This window comes from Streptomyces sp. NPDC027962 (assembly GCF_055566095.1).
The window spans coordinates 264,224-282,357 of the sequence record NZ_JBVHTA010000003.1; the positions used below are offsets into that span (position 1 = coordinate 264,224).

The 18,134-nt window shown below is 73.2% G+C and carries 16 protein-coding genes; 10 read left to right on the plus strand and 6 right to left on the minus strand.

Annotation, left to right across the window (positions count from 1 at the left end):
* Positions 1-275: 275 nt before the first annotated feature.
* A complete protein-coding gene (locus tag ACZ4SA_RS04555; protein ID WP_468269738.1) occupies positions 276-1,322 on the minus strand; it encodes a hypothetical protein in 1,047 nt (348 codons plus the stop codon).
* A 108-nt stretch (positions 1,323-1,430) separates the two neighbouring features.
* On the opposite strand from ACZ4SA_RS04555, the gene ACZ4SA_RS04560 reads away from it, so the two are divergent.
* Positions 1,431-3,974, plus strand: coding sequence for a helicase-associated domain-containing protein (locus ACZ4SA_RS04560; RefSeq protein WP_468269740.1), 2,544 nt, complete (start codon positions 1,431-1,433; stop codon positions 3,972-3,974).
* Here ACZ4SA_RS04560 and ACZ4SA_RS04565 read toward each other — a convergent pair.
* Positions 3,937-4,626, minus strand: a complete 690-nt coding sequence (locus tag ACZ4SA_RS04565) for a VanZ family protein (RefSeq protein ID WP_468269742.1) — start codon at positions 4,624-4,626, stop codon at positions 3,937-3,939. The genes ACZ4SA_RS04560 and ACZ4SA_RS04565 overlap by 38 nt on opposite strands.
* A 105-nt stretch (positions 4,627-4,731) precedes the next feature.
* On the opposite strand from ACZ4SA_RS04565, the gene ACZ4SA_RS04570 reads away from it, so the two are divergent.
* The gene (locus ACZ4SA_RS04570; RefSeq protein ID WP_468269744.1) at positions 4,732-6,387 is read left to right on the plus strand and encodes a DNA repair helicase XPB; all 1,656 of its coding nucleotides are present in this window, start codon (positions 4,732-4,734) and stop codon (positions 6,385-6,387) included.
* A gap of 29 nt (positions 6,388-6,416) precedes the next feature.
* Here ACZ4SA_RS04570 and ACZ4SA_RS04575 read toward each other — a convergent pair whose 3' ends face one another.
* Complete coding sequence (locus tag ACZ4SA_RS04575; protein ID WP_468269746.1) at positions 6,417-6,602, minus strand: hypothetical protein; 186 nt, start codon at positions 6,600-6,602, stop codon at positions 6,417-6,419.
* Between the two features lie 373 nt (positions 6,603-6,975).
* On the opposite strand from ACZ4SA_RS04575, the gene ACZ4SA_RS04580 reads away from it, so the two are divergent.
* Positions 6,976-9,045 (plus strand): HelD family protein, encoded by a 2,070-nt coding sequence (locus tag ACZ4SA_RS04580; RefSeq protein ID WP_468269748.1) that lies wholly within the window; start codon positions 6,976-6,978, stop codon positions 9,043-9,045.
* A gap of 219 nt (positions 9,046-9,264) precedes the next feature.
* On the opposite strand, the gene ACZ4SA_RS04585 is transcribed toward ACZ4SA_RS04580, so the two are convergent.
* Positions 9,265-9,963: a copper homeostasis protein CutC gene (locus tag ACZ4SA_RS04585; protein WP_468269750.1), complete on the minus strand. Its 699-nt coding sequence runs from the start codon at positions 9,961-9,963 to the stop codon at positions 9,265-9,267.
* A 215-nt stretch (positions 9,964-10,178) separates the two neighbouring features.
* On the opposite strand from ACZ4SA_RS04585, the gene ACZ4SA_RS04590 reads away from it, so the two are divergent.
* The 4 genes from ACZ4SA_RS04590 to ACZ4SA_RS04605 all read left to right on the plus strand — a co-directional run bounded on the left by ACZ4SA_RS04590 (position 10,179) and on the right by ACZ4SA_RS04605 (position 14,437).
* A complete protein-coding gene (locus ACZ4SA_RS04590) occupies positions 10,179-12,476 on the plus strand; it encodes a heavy metal translocating P-type ATPase (protein WP_468269752.1) in 2,298 nt (765 codons plus the stop codon).
* Positions 12,477-12,834: 358 nt separating this feature from the next.
* Positions 12,835-13,272: a hypothetical protein gene (locus ACZ4SA_RS04595; RefSeq protein WP_468269754.1), complete on the plus strand. Its 438-nt coding sequence runs from the start codon at positions 12,835-12,837 to the stop codon at positions 13,270-13,272.
* Positions 13,273-13,490: 218 nt separating this feature from the next.
* Positions 13,491-14,141 (plus strand): HD domain-containing protein, encoded by a 651-nt coding sequence (locus ACZ4SA_RS04600; RefSeq protein WP_468269756.1) that lies wholly within the window; start codon positions 13,491-13,493, stop codon positions 14,139-14,141.
* Positions 14,081-14,437: a Uma2 family endonuclease gene (locus ACZ4SA_RS04605; RefSeq protein ID WP_468269758.1), complete on the plus strand. Its 357-nt coding sequence runs from the start codon at positions 14,081-14,083 to the stop codon at positions 14,435-14,437. Before ACZ4SA_RS04600 ends, ACZ4SA_RS04605 begins: the two co-directional genes overlap by 61 nt.
* A gap of 6 nt (positions 14,438-14,443) precedes the next feature.
* Here ACZ4SA_RS04605 and ACZ4SA_RS04610 read toward each other — a convergent pair whose 3' ends face one another.
* The gene (locus ACZ4SA_RS04610) at positions 14,444-14,710 is read right to left on the minus strand and encodes a DUF4031 domain-containing protein (protein ID WP_468269760.1); all 267 of its coding nucleotides are present in this window, start codon (positions 14,708-14,710) and stop codon (positions 14,444-14,446) included.
* Positions 14,707-15,066 (minus strand): hypothetical protein, encoded by a 360-nt coding sequence (locus ACZ4SA_RS04615; protein ID WP_468269762.1) that lies wholly within the window; start codon positions 15,064-15,066, stop codon positions 14,707-14,709. Before ACZ4SA_RS04615 ends, ACZ4SA_RS04610 begins: the two co-directional genes overlap by 4 nt.
* 56 nt (positions 15,067-15,122) lie before the next feature.
* Between ACZ4SA_RS04615 and ACZ4SA_RS04620 the strand changes: the two genes are divergently transcribed.
* The 3 genes from ACZ4SA_RS04620 (at position 15,123) to ACZ4SA_RS04630 (ending at position 18,009) form a co-directional block, all read left to right on the plus strand.
* Positions 15,123-16,037, plus strand: coding sequence for a MurR/RpiR family transcriptional regulator (locus ACZ4SA_RS04620; protein ID WP_468269764.1), 915 nt, complete (start codon positions 15,123-15,125; stop codon positions 16,035-16,037).
* A gap of 40 nt (positions 16,038-16,077) precedes the next feature.
* On the plus strand, positions 16,078-17,028 hold the full coding sequence (gene murQ, locus ACZ4SA_RS04625) for an N-acetylmuramic acid 6-phosphate etherase (protein ID WP_468269766.1): 951 nt from the start codon (positions 16,078-16,080) through the stop codon (positions 17,026-17,028).
* 177 nt (positions 17,029-17,205) lie between these two features.
* Positions 17,206-18,009, plus strand: a complete 804-nt coding sequence (locus tag ACZ4SA_RS04630; protein ID WP_468269768.1) for a hypothetical protein — start codon at positions 17,206-17,208, stop codon at positions 18,007-18,009.
* The last annotated feature ends 125 nt before the right edge of the window (positions 18,010-18,134 follow it).

Below are 18,134 nucleotides of genomic sequence, written 5' to 3' on the forward strand. Positions count from 1 at the left end.
AGAGGGCGGGTCCGGGCGGAGCCCGGCTGCGGGTCCACGCGGAACGCGGTACCGACCCCCGGCAGAGCGCGGGTCCGGGCAGACCCCGACTGCGGCCCCGGGCAGAGCCCGGCTGCGAGTCCGGGCGGAGCGCGGGTCCGGGCGGAGCGCGGTGCGGGCACCGGGCGGAGCGCGGGTCCGGGCAGACCCCGACTGCGGCCCCGGGCAGAGCCCGGCTGCGAGTCCGGGCAGAGCGCGGGTCCGGGCGGGGTGGGGGAAGGAGCCCGCCGCAGGCGTCAGCGCACCCGCCTGCCCCGCCACACCAGGAACAGCGCGGACGCCACCGCCGCCCCCCGCACCACCCACGGCCACATCCCCGCCAGCACGTCCCGCATGCCGCCCTCCGGTACGGGTTCGCCCCAGTTGCCGTTGATGCGGCCCCACAGCCACAGCGTTGCGCCCGCGGCAACAGCGCCCGGCAGGCCGAGCACGGCCAGTTTGACCTCGGTGCGGGAGAGCCGGCGTGAGCCGTACGCGAGGAGCCAGCCGAGGCCCAGCGCGATCAGCGAACCGAGGGCCGCGCCCGCGACGAGCAGCGCGGCGGCGAGCAGCAGCATCGGGCTGCCGAAGCCGACCCGCCCGGGCTGCGCCGGTTCCGCGACGACCGTGCCGCCGCGCCGCAGGAGCCGCCGCAGCAGCGGTCGGCGGCCGCCCGGGGCGACCTCCGCCTCCGGGTCCCCGGCCGGATCCGCCCCGGCCCCGGTCTCCGCCGCATCGTCCTGTTCCGGCGGCTTCAGGATCTCGGGGATCTCGACGCCCCCCACGAACCCGGCCACGCTGTCGCTCGAGCCGAACGGCCCAGGGTCGATGCGCCACCAGTCCGGTTCTGAGCCCGAAGGACCCAGCTCGTCCATGCCGGCGAGGTGCGGCGGCGAGGCCGCCGGGCGCGGCGCGGGGGCCGGGGTGTCGGCGCGACGCGGCCGGGGCACCCGCCGCCACCCGCGCTGGCGCGGCAGTGCGCCCCCCTGCTCGTCCTCGGACGCCGCGCCCGGCGCAGCACGCGAACTCCCCGTGTCCTGCGGCTCGGACACCGCGGCCGGGGAAGCCACCGAAGAGGAGGAAGCCGCGGACGCCACCACCTCGTCCGGCGTGCCGAGCCGCCCGAGGATGCGGCGGACGCCCGCCGGGCTGTCCCCGCCGAACTTCGCCCGCTGCTTGTCGATTTCGCTCCGCAGTGTCGTCACGAGCCGCATGCGCGCACCGGACGGGAGCTGGGCCTGCTGAGCCAGGTCGCCTACGCGGCTCAGATAGTCGTAGACGAGCTGGTCGCTCTCGATCCCCACCGACGGTTCCCCTGACGTTCCCAGCGAAGGGCCTGCGAAGGCCGGCCGCCCGCCTTCCCGGGCCGCCCTGTCCCCGACGGTAGCGCTCCAGGGGCTAACGTGGGGCGGATGGGGACCATGCCCGAAGGAAGCGGCGGCAGCGCCACCGGCGGCGGCCCGCGCACCCTCGCCGAGGCGCTGCGCGCCCGCGACGACGAGGAGCTGGCCGCGCTGCTGCGCGCCCGCCCCGATCTGCTGAGCCCGGTGCCGAACGACGTGACCCAGCTGGCGACCCGGGCCGGCACCCGGGCCTCGGTCGTACGGGCCCTCGAGCGGCTGGACCGGTTCACGCTGCAGACCGCAGAGGCGCTGGCCGTCGCACCGGACCCCGCCCCGTACGGCACGCTGCTCGCGCTGCTGACGGGCGACGAGGGCGAACCGGCCGTTGAGGCCGCCCTGCCGAGGGCTTTGGACTCGCTGCGCCGACAGGCCCTGGTGTGGGGCGGCGAGGACCGGCTGCGGCTGGTGCGCACCGCGCGGGAGCTGCTCGCGCCGTCGCCCACCCGTCCCTCGCCGACGGGGCTCGGCCCGACCGTCTCGGAGGCGACCGCCGGGATGTCGCCGGGCCGGCTGCAGGAGATCCTGGCGGCCGCGGGTCTGCCGACCACGCACGACCCGGTGTCCGCGGTCGCGGCGCTGACCTCGCTGTTCACGGACCGGACGCGGATGGCGGCGCTGCTGGACACCGCGCCGCCGGAGGCGCTCGGGATCCTGGACCGGCTGGTGTGGGGGCCTCCGTACGGCGAGGTGACGTCCAATCCGGCGCCGCCCGTGCGCTGGCTGCGCGACCGCGGGCTGCTGCTTCCCGCCTCGACGCGCACGGTGGTGCTGCCGCGGGAGGCGGCGCTGCATCTGCGGGCGGGGCGGGCGCACCGGGTGCCGGAGCCGGTTCCGCCGGCCGTCGAGCCTGCCTCCGTATACGGTCCACAGGTTGTGGACAGTGCGGCGGCGGGCCAGGCCTACACGGCGCTGACCACGGTCGAGGACCTGCTGAAGGACTGGCACGAGGGCGGCCCCGCGGTGCTGCGCGCGGGAGGTCTCGCCGTACGGGACCTCAAGCGGACGGCCGCGGCACTGGACACGAACGAGCAGTTGGCGGCGTTCTGGCTGGAACTGGCCTATGCGGCAGGGCTCTTGGCGTCCGACGGAGAGGCCGATGAGCGGTACGCGCCGACACCGGCGTACGACGAGTGGCTCGAACTCCCTGTGGCGGAAAGGTGGGGTGAACTCGCCGTCGCCTGGTTGACGGCGACGCGCACCCCCGGCCTCGTCGGCAGCCAGGACAGCAAGGGCCGCACACTGTCCGTGCTCGGGCCGGACCTGGACCGGTCGGCAACCGTGGAGGTGCGGCACCGGGTTCTGGAGCTGCTGGCGGACCTCCCGCACGGCGCGGCCCCCGACCCGCAGACGCTGCTGGCCCGGCTGCGCTGGGAACGTCCGCTGCGCGGCGACGCCGCCGGCGCGACGAGGGACCTGCGGGCACTGGCCGCGACCTGGACGCTCTCCGAGGCGGAGCTGCTGGGCGTGACGGGCCGCGGCGCCCTCTCCATGCACGCGCGGGCCCTGGTGGGCCTCGACGAACCGGACCGCCCCGACGGACCGGACGTGATGAACGCCGGCGCACCCCATGCCGCGGCCAGCGCCGACGCAGAGGCGCTCTCCGCGTGCCGCGCCCGCGCGGTCAAGGCGCTCGCGCCGCTCCTGCCGGAGCCGCTCGACCATGTCCTGCTCCAGGCCGACCTCACCGCCGTCGCCCCGGGCCCGCTGGAACGGCCGCTCGCCGAGACGCTCGCCGTGCTCGCCGACGTGGAGTCCAAGGGCGGCGCCACGGTCTACCGCTTCACGCCCGCCTCCGTACGGCGCGCCCTGGATGCCGGGAAGGCCGCGTCGGACCTGCACGCCTTCCTGGCCGCGCACTCCCGTACGCCCGTCCCCCAGCCGCTCAGCTACCTCATCGACGACGTCGCCCGCCGTCACGGCCATCTGCGCATCGGCGCCGCCTCGGCCTATGTGCGCTGCGACGACGACGCGCTTCTCGGCGAGATCCTCGCCGACAAGCGCTCCCAGGGCCTCGGCCTGCGCCGCCTCGCCCCGACCGTGCTGGCGTCCCAGGCCGACCCGGGGACGCTGCTGGAAGGGCTGCGCGTCATGGGATTCGCGCCGGCCGCGGAGAGCGCGGAGGGCGACGTGCTGATCACCCGCGCCCATGCCCGCCGCACGCCGCCGCGCGCCGCGCCCGCCCCCGTACCGGACGGGCCGCCCGTGCCCGACGGCACGCTGCTCGGCGCGGCGGTCAAGGCGATCAAGGCGGGCGATCTCGCCGCCACAGTCGTCCGCAAGCCGGCCGCGATGGCGGGCCGGCCCCAGGGCGGTGAACTGCCGCGCACCACCTCGGCGGAGACCCTCGCCACCGTGCAGGCCGCCGTACTCACCGGTTCCGCGGTCTGGATCGGCTATGTGAACGCGGAGGGTTCCGCGAGCCAGCGTGTCATCGCACCCGTCCGCGTCGAGGGCGGCTTCGTCACGGCGTACGACCACACCGCGGACGAGGTGCGCACGTACCCGTTGCACCGCATCACGGGCGTGGCCGAACTGGCCGACGACGCCACCTGAACAGGCCGCCCGGTCCCCTGCCCGCCGATTCGGTGGCGGGTTTCTCAAGCTTCGCGGGCTTCCCGAACTTCCCGAACTTCGCGGGCTTCCCGAACTTCGCGAACTTCGCGGACCTCTCGGACCTCGCGGACCTCGCGTGGTCCACGGGCTGCGAGGCCGCAGACTCGTGCGGCTCGCCGCGCCGGCTGCGTCCCGCCCGGCCCAGCCTGCGGCCCAGCAGTGCGTAGCCGATCAGCGCACCCGTGGTGTTGAGGATCACGTCGTCCACGTCGAAGGCGCGGCCTGCGACGATCGCGCCCTGCGCCAGCTCCACCAGGGCCATCACCAGCACGGTGAGCACCATCACCCGCAGCAGCCGCAGCGAACGCGGCAGCAGCACCGGCAGCAGCACACCGAAGGGGACACCGAGCAGCAGGTTGCCGCCCACCTGCTTGGCCGCCGCGAGGAACGTGTAGTCCTGCGCGTACTGGCGCAGCGACGCCCCGGGCCGCATGTTGGCGGTCGCGACGCCCTCGGAGGCGGCCGACGGCGACAGCGTGAGCCGTGCAAGCACGGCCGAAAAGAGGACCATCGCTACGAACGCGGAGACGATCAGGAAAGCTCTCAGGACAGTTCTGCCCCACTCACGGCGTGGTTCGGCTCCCTTAGTCATGGACACGCGGATACCCGCAGGGTCCCCGCGCACTCCGGCGATGCGCGACACTGGTTGTTTGGCCGCGTCCAATACAGACGGACCGACCCGGAGAAAGGGTGTGGCGTGAACGGGCCCCTCATCGTCCAAAGCGACAAAACGCTCCTCCTCGAAGTGGACCACGAGCAGGCGGACGCCTGCCGTCGCGCCATCGCGCCCTTCGCCGAGCTGGAGCGTGCGCCGGAGCACATCCACACCTACCGGGTGACTCCGCTCGGCCTGTGGAACGCCCGGGCGGCCGGGCACGACGCCGAGCAGGTCGTCGACGCACTGGTCGAGTACTCCCGCTATCCCGTCCCGCACGCGCTCCTCGTCGACGTCGCGGAGACGATGGCGCGCTACGGCCGGCTCACCCTGTCCAAGCACCCCACCCACGGGCTCGTCCTCACCACCACCGACCGGCCGGTCCTCGAGGAGATCCTGCGGTCCAGGAAGGTCCAGCCGCTCGTCGGGACCCGGATCGACCCGGACACCGTCGTCGTGCACCCCTCCGAGCGCGGGCAGATCAAGCAGACGCTGCTGAAGCTGGGCTGGCCGGCCGAGGACCTCGCCGGTTACGTGGACGGCGAGGCCCACGCCATCGAGCTGGCGGAGGACGGCTGGGCGCTGCGGCCGTACCAGCAGCAGGCCGTCGAGGGCTTCTGGCACGGTGGCTCCGGAGTCGTCGTGCTCCCCTGCGGCGCCGGAAAGACGCTGGTGGGCGCCGGTGCGATGGCGCAGGCGAAGGCCACCACCCTGATCCTGGTCACCAACACCGTCTCGGCCCGCCAGTGGAAGCACGAGCTGGTGAAGCGCACCTCGCTGACCGAGGACGAGATCGGCGAGTACAGCGGCACGAAGAAGGAGATCCGCCCGGTCACCATCGCCACCTACCAGGTGCTGACGACCAAGCGGAAGGGGATCTATCCCCACCTGGAGCTCTTCGACTCCCGCGACTGGGGTCTGATCGTCTACGACGAGGTGCACCTGCTGCCCGCGCCCGTCTTCAAGTTCACCGCCGATCTGCAGGCCCGCCGTCGCCTCGGCCTCACGGCCACGCTCGTGCGCGAGGACGGCCGCGAGTCGGACGTGTTCTCGCTCATCGGGCCGAAGCGGTTCGACGCGCCCTGGAAGGAGATCGAGGCGCAGGGCTACATCGCCCCGGCGGACTGCGTGGAGGTACGGGTCAATCTGACCGACTCCGAGCGGCTGGCCTACGCGACGGCGGAGCAGGAGGAGAAGTACCGCTTCTGCGCCACCACGGCGACCAAGCGGAGGGTGACCGAGCAGCTGGTGCGCAAGCACGCCGGCCAGCAGACCCTCGTCATCGGCCAGTACATCGACCAGCTCGACGAACTCGGCGAGCACCTGGACGCACCGGTGATCAAGGGTGAGACGCCCAACACCCAGCGCGAGAAGCTCTTCGACGCCTTCCGCAACGGAGAGATCAGCGTGCTCGTGGTGTCCAAGGTCGCGAACTTCTCGATCGACCTGCCGGAGGCGACGATCGCCATCCAGGTGTCCGGCACGTTCGGTTCACGCCAGGAGGAGGCACAGCGCCTCGGCCGGGTCCTGCGGCCCAAGGCGGACGGGCACAAGGCCCACTTCTACTCGGTGGTGGCGAGGGACACGATCGACCAGGACTTCGCGGCCCACCGCCAGCGGTTCCTGGCGGAGCAGGGCTACGCCTACCGGATCATCGACTCGCACGATCTGCTCGCGGGCGAGGACCCGGTGAGCTGAGGGCCTTTCACGGTGCGCCGCCGCCGCGCTCAGCGGCGGCGGACGCCGGCTTCTTCGGCGTACTCGCCGAGGACGGCGACGCTGAAGACGGCGCTCACGAAGACCTTGACCGCGCGCAGGGCGTTGCCGACGGGGCGGTGCGGGAGGTCTCCGGCGCCGCTCGCCGTGGCTCCGTGAGCGGGGTGGGTTCCTGGTATGAGGGTCGCTGAGGTCATGTCTCCATGGTGCGGCAATTCACCCGGCCGGAGCATCGGGCCATGGGCTGAACCCCGCGACCCCTCGCGTACTACTCCAGGCAGAGTGCATCCCCTACGGGGATGACCGCGCGGGGACGGGGATGGCACCCTCGCGGGAAAAAACCGTTCGCCCCCGGTCCGGAGCCCCACTAGAATCGCGGGCTTGCCCCGGGGCCGGACCGCGGGGCCTTCCCCCGCCTCCCCCGAGGAGCGCCGCCGCCCGGACGGAAACCGGCCGGTCCGCCATGTCGTGATCACGCAGCTCAGCCGGAGGCCACCCGTGCCCGCGCACGCCCCTGTACCCGACGTATCCGCCGGATCCGCCGTATCCGCTGTATCCACCGGGGCCGCCGTGTCCGCCCCCCGCGGCCCGGACGGCGGCGACCCGCTCGCCCGTGAGCGGGCGCACCTCGCCGCGTCCCGGTCCGCGCTGCGCGCGATGCGGGAGGACGTCCAGTCCCTCGACATCAAGGACGTCACCGCGAACTGGGTCAACGCCGCGGTCCTCCAGGCGCAGATCGAGCAGCGCATCGAGGCGCTCGCGGACCTCGCCCACACCCCGCTCTTCTTCGGCCGGCTCGACTACCTGCCCACCGCCCAGGAGGGCCGGCGCCCCGCGCCGGAGGCGCATGAGACGCAGCTGTACATCGGCCGCCGGCACGTCCACGACGCCCAGGGCGACCCCATGGTGATCGACTGGCGCGCCCCGGTCTCCCAGCCCTTCTACCGGGCCTCCCGCAAGGACCCGCAGGACGTCGGCCTGCGCCGGCGCTTCGGCTACACCGGCGGGGACCTCACAGCGTACGAGGACGAGCACCTCACGGACCCGTCGGAGGCCGAGCAGACGTCGAAACTGCTCCAGGCGGAGATCGAGCGCCCGCGCGTGGGCCCGATGCGCGACATCGTCGCGACGATCCAGCCGGAGCAGGACGAGATCGTGCGCAGCGGCCTGTCCGGCACGGTGTGCGTGCAGGGCGGCCCCGGCACCGGCAAGACCGCCGTCGGCCTGCACCGGGTCGCGTACCTGCTGTACGCCCACCGGGAACGGCTGGCCCGTACGGGCACCCTGGTCATCGGGCCGAACCGTTCCTTCCTCCACTACATCGAGCAAGTCCTCCCCGCACTCGGCGAGTTGGAGGTCAGGCAGTCCACGGTGGACGATCTCGTCGCCCATGTGGACGTACGCGGCGAGGACACCGCCGCCGCGGCCGTCGTCAAGGGCGACGCAAGGATGGCGGAGGTGCTGCGGCGGGCGGTCCGCTCCCATGTCACGATGCCGGCCGAGCCGGTGGTCGTCGTGCGCGGATCGCGGCGCTGGCGGGTCCCCGCGTACGAACTCGAGGAGATCGTCCGACAGTTGCTCGACCGCGACATCCGCTACGGCGCCGCCCGCGAGGCCCTGCCGCAGCGGATCGCGCACACCGTGCTCGTCCGCATGGAACAGGCCGGCGAGGCCCCCGACGACCGCGTCCAGGACTCGGTGGCCCGCAACACCGCCGTCAAGGCCGCGGTGAAGGCGATCTGGCCGCCGGTCGACCCGGCGAAACTCGTGCTGCGCCTGCTGTCCGACGCGGAGTTCCTCGCGGCGCACGCCGACGGCATCCTCACATCCGAGGAACAGAGCACGATCCTGTTCGGCAAGCCGCCCCGCAGCGCGAAGTCCGCCAAGTGGTCCGCCGCCGACGCCGTGTTGATCGACGAGGCCACGGATCTTGTGCAGCGCACGCAGTCCCTGGGCCATGTCGTCCTCGACGAGGCCCAGGACCTGTCCCCGATGCAGTACCGCGCCGTCGGCCGCCGCTGCTCCACGGGCTCGGCCACGGTCCTCGGCGACCTGGCCCAGGGCACGACCCCGTGGGCGACGGGATCGTGGGCCGAAGCCCTGTCCCACCTCGGCAAGCCCGACACGGCTGTGGAGGAACTCACCGCGGGCTTCCGTGTCCCGCGCGAGGTGATCGCCTACGCGTCCCGCCTGCTGCCGCACATGTCCCCCGGCCTCGCGGCGGTCTCCTCGGTCCGCGAGACCCCAGGCTCCCTCTCCGTCCGTGCCGTCCGGGGGGCCACGGATCTCGACGCGGACATCGTCGCCGCGTGCACGGAGGCTCTGGGCAACGAGGGCTCGATCGGCCTGATCGCGGCGGACTCCCGCATCCCTGGCCTCGCGGCGGCCCTCACCGTCGCCGGCCTGCCCCATCTGTCCCCCGGCGAGGAGACGACGGCCGAGTCCCGGCTCACCCTGGTCCCGGCGTCGCTGGCCAAGGGCCTCGAGTACGACTACGTGGTCCTCGACGAACCCGCCACGATCATCGCGTCCGAACCTGACCTCCGCACCGGCCTGCGCCGCCTGTACGTGGCCCTGACGAGGGCGGTCTCGGGCCTGACGGTCCTGCACGCGGACCCGCTGCCACCGGAACTCGCCTGACGGCCCGCGCGCTCGGGCCGGGCCGCGCAGCCGCCGAAAATCGGCGACGCCGCGCTCGAGACCCGGGCCGACCCCGGAACTCGGCCGACGCCCGCGCGCTCGGACCCGGCAGCGAACCGGCCCGCCGCCCGAATGCGGCCGACACCCCGCGCATACGGGACCCGGGCTGCTGCCCGAACTCGCCTGACGCCCGCGCGCTCGGGCCGACCCCGAACCGGACTACCCGTCCAGCGCCTCGCGCCATTCGCGGACCGCACCCGGTGACACCGGTGCCGCCCAGCCCTGCGGGCGCGCCGCGCCGCCGATGTGGAAGCCCGTCACGCCCGCCGCCCTCAGGCGCGGGACGTGGTCCAGGCGGAGGCCGCCGCCGACCAGGATCAGGGGCTCGTAGCCCGGTTCGCCCTGCCTCGCCGCCTCCGCGAGAAGCGTCGGCATGCCGGCGTCGACGCCGGACCCGGAGCCCGCGGTCAGGTACGTGTCGAGGCCGGGCAGGTCCGCGAGCTGCTTGCGCAGGGCGTCCCGGTCCGCCGCGTTGTCGATGGCGCGGTGGAACGTCCAGCGGCAGCCGTCCAGTACCGCGAGCAGCCTTTCCACGATGACCAGGTCCGGCTGGCCGTGGTCGTCCAGGAAGCCGAGGACGAACTCGTCCGCGCCCGCCTCGCGCAGTCGCTCCGCGGCCCGGACGAGGGCGTCGATGTCCGCCGGGCCGCCGGCCGCGAAGCCGTCGGCGAGGCGGAGCATGACCCGCAGCGGGATGTCGACCGCCGAGCGGATCGCGGTGAACGTGCCGAGGGGCGGCGTCAGGCCGTCCGCCGCCATGTCGGTGACCAGCTCGAGCCGGTCGGCACCTCCGGACCGGGCGGCGACCGCGTCCTGCGCGTCGAGAGCGATCACCTCAAGGAGTGCACGGTTGCTCATGGGACCCATTCCTCCAGGGGGCGGCTGCACCGTCGGCGGTAGAACGACCAGGACCCAACAGGTCTAGTCCAATAAGCAGCCTAATACCCGCACCGCACGGAAGCAGCCTCGGCAGCCGCCCATGTGGTCATCATCTTGCGCCCAATACGGCCAGGGGGTATACATGGGAGTCCAGATACCCCCATAGGGTATACCCCACTGCCAGGAGGAGAGCCATGTCGCAGACGCGGACGCAGCCCGCCACCGGACGTGCGGTGGAACTCGCCATCGGCGGTATGACCTGCGCCTCCTGCGCGGCGCGCATCGAGAAGAAGCTCAACCGCATGGACGGCGTCGAGGCGACCGTCAACTACGCGACGGAGAAGGCGAAGGTCACCTTCGCCGAGGACGTCGCCGTCGCGGATCTGATCGCGACGGTCGAGGCCACCGGTTACACCGCGCACGAGCCTGCCCCGCCGCGCACGGAGGGCGCCGGCCGGGCCGAGGCCGGGGACGAGGACGACGCGGCCGAGCTGCGGCCCCTGCGGCAGCGTTTGATCACCGCCGTGGCACTGTCCGTTCCCGTCATCGCGATGGCCATGGCCCCCGCGCTGCAGATCGAGTACTGGCAGTGGCTGAGCCTCACCCTCGCCGCACCGGTCGTCACGTACGCGGCCTGGCCGTTCCACCGTGCCGCCTGGACCAACGCCCGGCACGGGGCGGCCACGATGGACACCCTGATCTCGGTCGGCACGTCGGCCGCGTTCCTGTGGTCGCTGTGGGCGCTGTTCTTCGGCACCGCCGGCACCCCCGGCATGACGCACCCCTTCGAGTTCACGATCGCCCGCAGCGACGGCGCCGGGAACATCTACCTCGAGACCGCCGCGGGCGTCACCGCGTTCATCCTGGCCGGGCGCTACTTCGAGGCCCGCTCCAAGCGCAAGGCGGGCGCCGCGCTCAAGGCGCTCCTGGAGCTGGGCGCCAAGGAGGTCACCGTGGTGCGGGGCGGGCGCGAGGAGACGATACCCACCGCGGAACTGCAGGTCGATGAACGGTTCCTGGTCCGGCCCGGGGAGAAGATCGCCACCGACGGCACGGTCGTCGAAGGCGCGTCCGCCGTGGACGCCTCGATGCTCACCGGCGAGTCCGTCCCCGTCGAGGTCGGTGTCGGCGACACCGTCACCGGCGCCACGCTGAACGCCGGCGGCCGACTCGTCGTGGAGGCGACCCGCGTCGGCGCCGACACCCAACTGGCCCGTATGGCCAGGCTGGTGGAGGACGCGCAGAACGGCAAGGCCGCCGCCCAGCGGCTCGCCGACAAGATCTCCGCCGTCTTCGTCCCCGTTGTCATCGCGCTCGCCCTCGGCACGCTCGGCTTCTGGCTCGGCAACGGCTCCGGACCGACCGCCGCGTTCACCGCCGCCGTCGCCGTCCTGATCATCGCCTGCCCCTGCGCTCTGGGCCTCGCCACCCCGACCGCGCTGATGGTCGGCACCGGCCGCGGCGCCCAGCTCGGCATTCTGATCAAGGGCCCGGAGGTCCTGGAGACCACCCGCAAGGTCGACACGATCGTCCTCGACAAGACCGGCACCGTCACCACCGGCCGGATGACGCTCCTCGCCGTCCACACCGCGGCCACCACCACCGAGACCGAAGTGCTGCGGCTGGCCGGCGCGTTGGAGCACGCCTCCGAGCACCCCATCGCCCAGGCCGTCGCCACCGGTGCCGCGGAGAGGGTCGGCACGCTGCCCACACCCGAGGACTTCGCCGGCATCCCCGGGCTCGGCGTCCAGGGCGTCGTCGAGGGCCACGCGGTCCTCGTCGGCCGCGAGAAGCTGCTGCGGGTGGGGGGACCTCCCATGCCCGAAGGGCCATGGGGGAGGGCCATGGAACTGCCCGCCGACCTCGCCCGGGCCATGGGCGAGGCGGAGGCCGCCGGCCGTACCGCGATCGCCGTCGCCTGGGACGGCGAGGCCCGCGCCGTCGTCGAGGTCGCCGACACCGTCAAGGAGACCAGTCGCGAAGCCGTCCGCCGGCTGCGCGCGCTGGGCCTGACGCCCATCCTGCTCACCGGCGACAACGAGACCGTCGCCCGGAGCGTGGCCGCTGAGGTCGGCATCGACGAGGTGATCGCGGAGGTCACGCCCGAGGACAAGGTCGACGTCGTCAAGAAGCTCCAGGCCGAGGGCCGCAGCGTCGCCATGGTCGGCGACGGCGTGAACGACGCCGCCGCACTCGCCCAGGCCGACCTGGGCCTGGCTATGGGCACCGGCACCGACGCCGCCATCGAGGCCGGCGACCTCACCCTCGTACGCGGCGACCTCAACGCGGCCGCCGACGCCATCCGCCTCTCCCGCAGGACCCTCGGCACCATCCGCTCGAACCTCTTCTGGGCCTTCGCCTACAACGTCGCAGCCCTCCCCCTCGCCGCCGCCGGCCTCCTCAACCCGATGATCGCGGGCGCGGCCATGGCCTTCTCGTCCGTCTTCGTCGTCGGCAACAGTTTGCGCCTGCGCGGCTTCAAGGCCGCCTGAGCCGAAGCGGGTACGTGCGCCGCCCCTACCCATCAGGGATGCTGTTGGCGAATTCGGGGCCTGCGTGACGTCGGTCTCCAAGACCCGGTTGTGGTCTTGGAGACCGACGTTGTCGTGTGGGGTGGGTGTAGATGTCGATGCGTCCGGCCGGGGATGGGGAGATCCCCGCGGAGACGGTGCGGGTGGCTCGGGCGGCGTTCCCGAAGGGCAGAGCAGACCGGCCGGGACGGGATGCGCCTGCTGGCCGGCGTGCACGCCTCGGTGTCCCTCCCCTGCTGAAACCATGCGATGAGCACACTCTGTCTCATAGGTACGCGTACTCATGACAGCCGAGTCCGGGCGCGGCCACGATGCCCGCATGAGAACGCAAACATTGCACGCAGCAGCTTCCACGGTTTTGGTCGCGGCCGTGCCGGTCGCTGCATGGGGTCTGATAGGACAGCTGGATGAGCCGGGTCCGCGGTCTGAACTCAGCTACATCATCGAGCCACCGGGCATCGCAGCGGGCGTGGAGACCACGCTTGGTGTCGTCTGCCTGGTACTGGCGGTCGTCAGCGGGGCCGTCCTGGTACATGCATCGCGCGGAGGCACCTTTGAACGGCGCTGGTGGCCAGTCCTGCTGCCCCTGGTGGCGGCCGGGCTGATCACCGGGGCAGCAGGGCGGGTGGTCACCGCCGGCAGCATGGGCGCGAACATCGGGGGTGGCATGGCCATCCTCGTGGGCGGTCCAGTAGTCGCCGGACTGCTGGTCGCGGCGCTGGTCGTTTGGATCCGGCAACTGCAAACACGGCGCTGAACGCGGCGGTGGCCACGGCCACACCGCGGGGCCGATAGACGTCAGGCCAGCAGACCTCAGGTCACACCGCGGGACACAGCGGCGGTTCGCTGGTCGTCTTCACGGAATGTGTGTCAGAGCCCGAAACTCACCTACACAGCCAACAAACCCGACGGGGCGAATCAGCCAACAGCATCCCATCAGGGTCGGGGCGGCCGCCGCACGTCTAGAGTCGCCCCATGACCGACCGCACCGCCGACCTCCGCGCCCGCTGGGCCCAGGCGCTCCTGGGGGCCGGTGCAGGGGCGGGTGGCCCGGACCCGCTGCCGTACGCCGACAACCTGCTCGCCCGCTGGGCGGAGCCGCAGCGGCGGTACCACACCACCGCCCACCTCGTCGCCGTACTGGACCGGATCGACGAGCTCGAGCAGTACGCGCAGGACCCGGACCTCGTCCGGCTCGCCGCCTGGTTCCACGACGCCGTCTATCTGCCGGACCGTTCCGAGAACGAGGAGCGCTCCGCCCGGATCGCCGAGCGCGCGCTGCCCGAGGCGGGGCTGGGCGCCGAGGCCACCGCAGAGGTCGCCCGCCTCGTGCGTCTCACCGTCACCCACGACCCGGCGGACTCGGACGGCAACGGCGAGGTGCTGTGCGACGCCGACCTGGCGATCCTGGCGGCGAACCCGGAGGCGTACGCCGCGTATGCGGCCGCCGTGCGGGAGGAGTACGCCTTCGTGCCCGAAGCGGCGTTCCGGGACGGGCGCGCCGCGGTGCTGCGACAGCTGCTGCGGCTGCCGCGGCTCTTCCGCACCCCCCACGGGGCGCGCGAGTGGGAAGCGGCCGCCCGCCACAACCTGACGGTCGAGCTGGAACTGCTGGCCGCATCGTAGGACAGCGCCCCGACGGGGCCTGTCTCGCGGCGGGCGAGGCGGCACTCGCCGTGGAGATCACCTCACGCGGCAACGCCTCGCACGACCGGTCGGCGAAGCTGCACTCCTACGCCGCCGGTGACGTTCCGCTGTATCTGCTGATCGACCGGTTCGACGAGGCCGGACCCACGGTCACGCTCTTCTCCGACCCGCACGAGGGCAAGTACCGCACCGGGCTGCGCAGGCCTTTCGGCGAGCCGATCCCGCTGCCGGAGCCGTTCGACGGCGAGCTGGACACCTCGGAGTTCATCGCCTGACGGCGCTCAGGCCGGGCGGCCCTTCCGCCTGCGCAGCCCGGTCGCTGTCAGAAGCCTGACCACCTCGCGGCTCGAGATCTCCACCGCGCCCGCGGCCACGGCGTCCGCGTAGCGGTGGGAGGGCACGTCGTAGTGGTCCCGTTCGAAAGCGCGCGACGGGCAGCCGATCCTCGCCGCGAAGGCGTGCAGTTCCTCGAACGACACGTCGCTGACGAGGTGCGACCACATCTGGCCGTGCCCCGGCCAGGTCGGCGGATCGATGTAGACCGTCACTGAAGGCCGCCCACGGCGGCCACGACCACGCCCGCCTTGCCGCACACCCAGTGCGGATCGGGCCCCAGCTCCGGCTCGACCTCCAGCGCGTGCGGGTCGCCGGCGTCGCAGACCGGGCACAGCGGCCAGCGGCCGTGCCGGTCCAGCAGGGCGTCCTGGACGTCCTGGGCGACCAGACCCGCGACGTACTCGACGCCCTCGGGCCACTGCTCGACCCACCAACGGCGGTGGGCGACCGCTTCCTCGACCAGGGAGACGACACCGGCGTCCGCCACGTCCCGGGCCGCCAGATCCGCGAGGACCAGGGCGCGTGCCGCGTGCAGTGCCCGCTCCAGCGGTATCGAGTCGTCGTCCATAGCCCCATTGTCTCCGGGTCTTGACGCCACCCGAAACACGAAAATATCTTTCATATGTGACCAATCCAGTGAAGGAAATTTTCAGCGGCGACGCTCCCGCCCCTGCCGCTCTCGCGGCCAAGGTCCGCACGCTCTCGCCGTCCATGACCCGCTCCATGCAGCGGGTCGCCGAAGCCGTCGCCGACGATCCGGCAGGCTGCGCCGCCCTCACGGTCACCGGCCTCGCCGAGCTCACCGGCACCAGCGAGGCCACCGTGGTCCGCACGGCCCGACTGCTCGGCTACCCCGGCTACCGCGATCTGCGTCTCGCGCTCGCCGGCCTCGCCGCCCACCAGGAGTCCGGCCGCGCTCCCGTCCTCACCACCGACATCGCCGTCGACGACCCCATCGCGGACGTCGTCGCCAAACTCGCCTACGACGAACAGCAGACCCTCGCCGACACGGCCGCCGGGCTCGACACCGTGCAGCTCGGCGCGGCCGTGGCCGCCGCGTCGACCGCCCGCCGCATCGACATCTACGGCGTCGGCGCGTCCTCGCTCGTCGGCATGGACCTCGCCCAGAAGCTGCTCCGCATCGGCCTGATCGCACATGCGCACGCCGATCCCCACCTCGCGGTCACCAACGCCGTGCAACTGCGCTCCGGAGACGTGGCCATCGCGATCACCCACTCCGGTTCCACCGGGGACGTCATCGAACCGCTGCGGGTGGCGTTCGACCGCGGGGCGACGACCATCGCCATCACCGGCCGCCCCGACGGCCCGGTCTCCCAGTACGCCGACCACGTCCTGACGACGTCGACCGCCCGCGAGAGCGAGCTGCGCCCGGCGGCGATGTCGTCCCGCACAGGTCAACTGCTCGTCGTCGACTGCCTGTTCATCGGCGTCGCCCAGCGTACGTACGAGTCGGCGGCCCCTGCCCTCGCCGCCTCGTACGAAGCGCTCGCGCACCGCCACACCGCCCGCACCCGCTGAACCGAGCTCCTCACGCACCGAGAAAGCCGAGCCGCCTTTCATGACCTCCACCTACGGTGAACTCCACGCCCAGCTCGCCGCTCTCACCACCGAGGCCTTCCGCCCCGAGCTCGCCGACATCGACCGGCTGCCGACACTCGAGATCGCCCGGCTCATGAACGGCGAGGACACGAGCGTGCCCGCCGCCGTGGCCGCGCAGCTCCCGGCCATCGCCGCCGCGATCGACGACACCGCGGAGCGCATGGCCCGCGGCGGCCGGCTCGTCTACGCGGGCGCGGGCACGGCCGGGCGTCTGGGGGTCCTTGACGCCAGCGAGTGCCCGCCCACCTTCAACACCGACCCGTCGGAGGTCCTGGGCCTGATCGCCGGCGGGCCGACCGCCATGGTCAAGGCCGTCGAAGGCGCGGAGGACAGCAAGGAAATGGCCGCCGCGGACCTGGACGGGCTGAAGCTCACCGCGGACGACACGGTGGTCGGCGTCTCCGCCTCGGGCCGGACCCCGTACGCCATCGGCGCGGTGGAACACGCCCGGGCGCTGGGCGCGCTCACCATCGGCCTGTCCTGCAACGCGCACAGCGAGCTCGCCACGGCGGCGAACCACGGGATCGAGGTCGTGACCGGCCCCGAACTGCTCACCGGCTCCACGCGGTTGAAGGCGGGCACGGCACAGAAGCTGGTGCTCAACATGATCTCGACGATCACGATGATCAGGCTCGGCAAGACGTACGGAAACCTGATGGTCGACGTCCGCGCCTCCAACGACAAGCTGCGCGCCCGCTCGAGGCGGATCGTGGCACTGGCGACGGAGGCGCCGGACGAGGAGATCGAGGCGGCACTGGCGGCGACGGACGGCGAGGTGAAGAACGCCATCCTGGTGATCCTGGGCGGCGTCGACGCGGCGACCGCTTCGACGCTCCTGTCGCGGACCTCCGGCCACCTCCGCGCCGCCCTCCTGGACCGGCCGGCCGACTCCAACCCCACCGACACCTGACCCCGGCCCACCGCCCGCCCCCGCCGGCGCCCGCCCCTCCTTCCCGGCCTCGCCGGCGCCAGTGCCTCGCCCGCCCGAGAGCGAGTCCCGAGGCGACGACAAGCGCCGGTTTCTGCGGCGGCGCAACTCGCGCCGGAGGCAGGTGACGCACGGCTGAGCGCGGCCACCGGCGGCCTGGTGCTGCCGCTGTCGGTCCCCGCGCTGCTCGGTGCCGCCGTCGGCGTGGGATACGTCGTATGCGTACTCACCGCCCTGCCCGAGCCGCCCCGGCCTCCGGCGACCCTGCGCTCGGTGCTCCGCGGCGTCCCGGCCACGATGGCGGGCGGGCTGCGCCTGGGGGCCGGGGACGCGCTGATCCGCCGGGTCCTGCTGACGACGGGCGCGGCCGGCGCGGCGCTGGCCACCATCGAACTGCTCACCCCGGGGCGCGCGGCCCGGCTGACCGGGGCGGCCGAGTCAGGCGCCGTGCTCTTCGCCGCCCTCGCCTGCGCGGGCTTCGTCTGCACGGCGGTCGGCAGCCACTGCGCGCCCCTGACCGCGCGGCTGACGGGCAGCAGCGAGCACGCCGTACTGGCGAGCCTCGGCGTCAGCGCGGGCGGGCTGACGCTGCTCGGCGTGACGGCCGCGTGGAACGGCCCCGTCGCCCTGGCCCTCGCCGCCGCCGGATACGCGCTCGTCTACCTCGGTCTCGGCTCGGCGGGACCGAACGAGAACGAACTGCTCCACCACCGTGTCGACAGCTCGGTCCGCGCGACGGCCCTCTCCGTGAAGTCCCTCGCCCTCCAGTCCGTCGGCGCGCTCGTGGGCCTGGTCGCCGGCTCGCTGCCGATCGGCCCGCTGCCGTGGCTGGTGGGCGCGACCGCTCTGCTGCTCGGCGCGCTGCTGTGGACCCGCCGGGCGAAGCCCGCCCCTGCGTCCGCCCTACCCGCCCCGGCCGCGGGCACACCGCTCCCCGTGACGGACCCGCTGCCCAGGCGTTGAAAGGACGTCCGCCCCCGCTCGCGGACGGCAGGCCGGGCGACAGCAGGCGACGAGCAGGGCCGCCCGCTCTCGGCACTCCGGCTCGTTCGGCCTCGGCGTGCGGTCTGCGAGCTCTTGCATTTATG

Bases quoted from the DNA above. Each gene is read 5' to 3' on its own strand.
- ACZ4SA_RS04560 (WP_468269740.1), top strand. From the start codon at position 1,431: ATGGGGACCATGCCCGAAGGAAGCGGCGGCAGCGCCACCGGCGGCGGC.
- ACZ4SA_RS04565 (WP_468269742.1), bottom strand. From the start codon at position 4,626: ATGACTAAGGGAGCCGAACCACGCCGTGAGTGGGGCAGAACTGTCCTG.
- ACZ4SA_RS04575 (WP_468269746.1), bottom strand. From the start codon at position 6,602: ATGACCTCAGCGACCCTCATACCAGGAACCCACCCCGCTCACGGAGCC.
- ACZ4SA_RS04585 (WP_468269750.1), bottom strand. From the start codon at position 9,963: ATGAGCAACCGTGCACTCCTTGAGGTGATCGCTCTCGACGCGCAGGAC.
- ACZ4SA_RS04590 (WP_468269752.1), top strand. From the start codon at position 10,179: ATGTCGCAGACGCGGACGCAGCCCGCCACCGGACGTGCGGTGGAACTC.
- ACZ4SA_RS04595 (WP_468269754.1), top strand. From the start codon at position 12,835: ATGAGAACGCAAACATTGCACGCAGCAGCTTCCACGGTTTTGGTCGCG.
- ACZ4SA_RS04600 (WP_468269756.1), top strand. From the start codon at position 13,491: ATGACCGACCGCACCGCCGACCTCCGCGCCCGCTGGGCCCAGGCGCTC.
- ACZ4SA_RS04615 (WP_468269762.1), bottom strand. From the start codon at position 15,066: ATGGACGACGACTCGATACCGCTGGAGCGGGCACTGCACGCGGCACGC.
- murQ (WP_468269766.1), top strand. From the start codon at position 16,078: ATGACCTCCACCTACGGTGAACTCCACGCCCAGCTCGCCGCTCTCACC.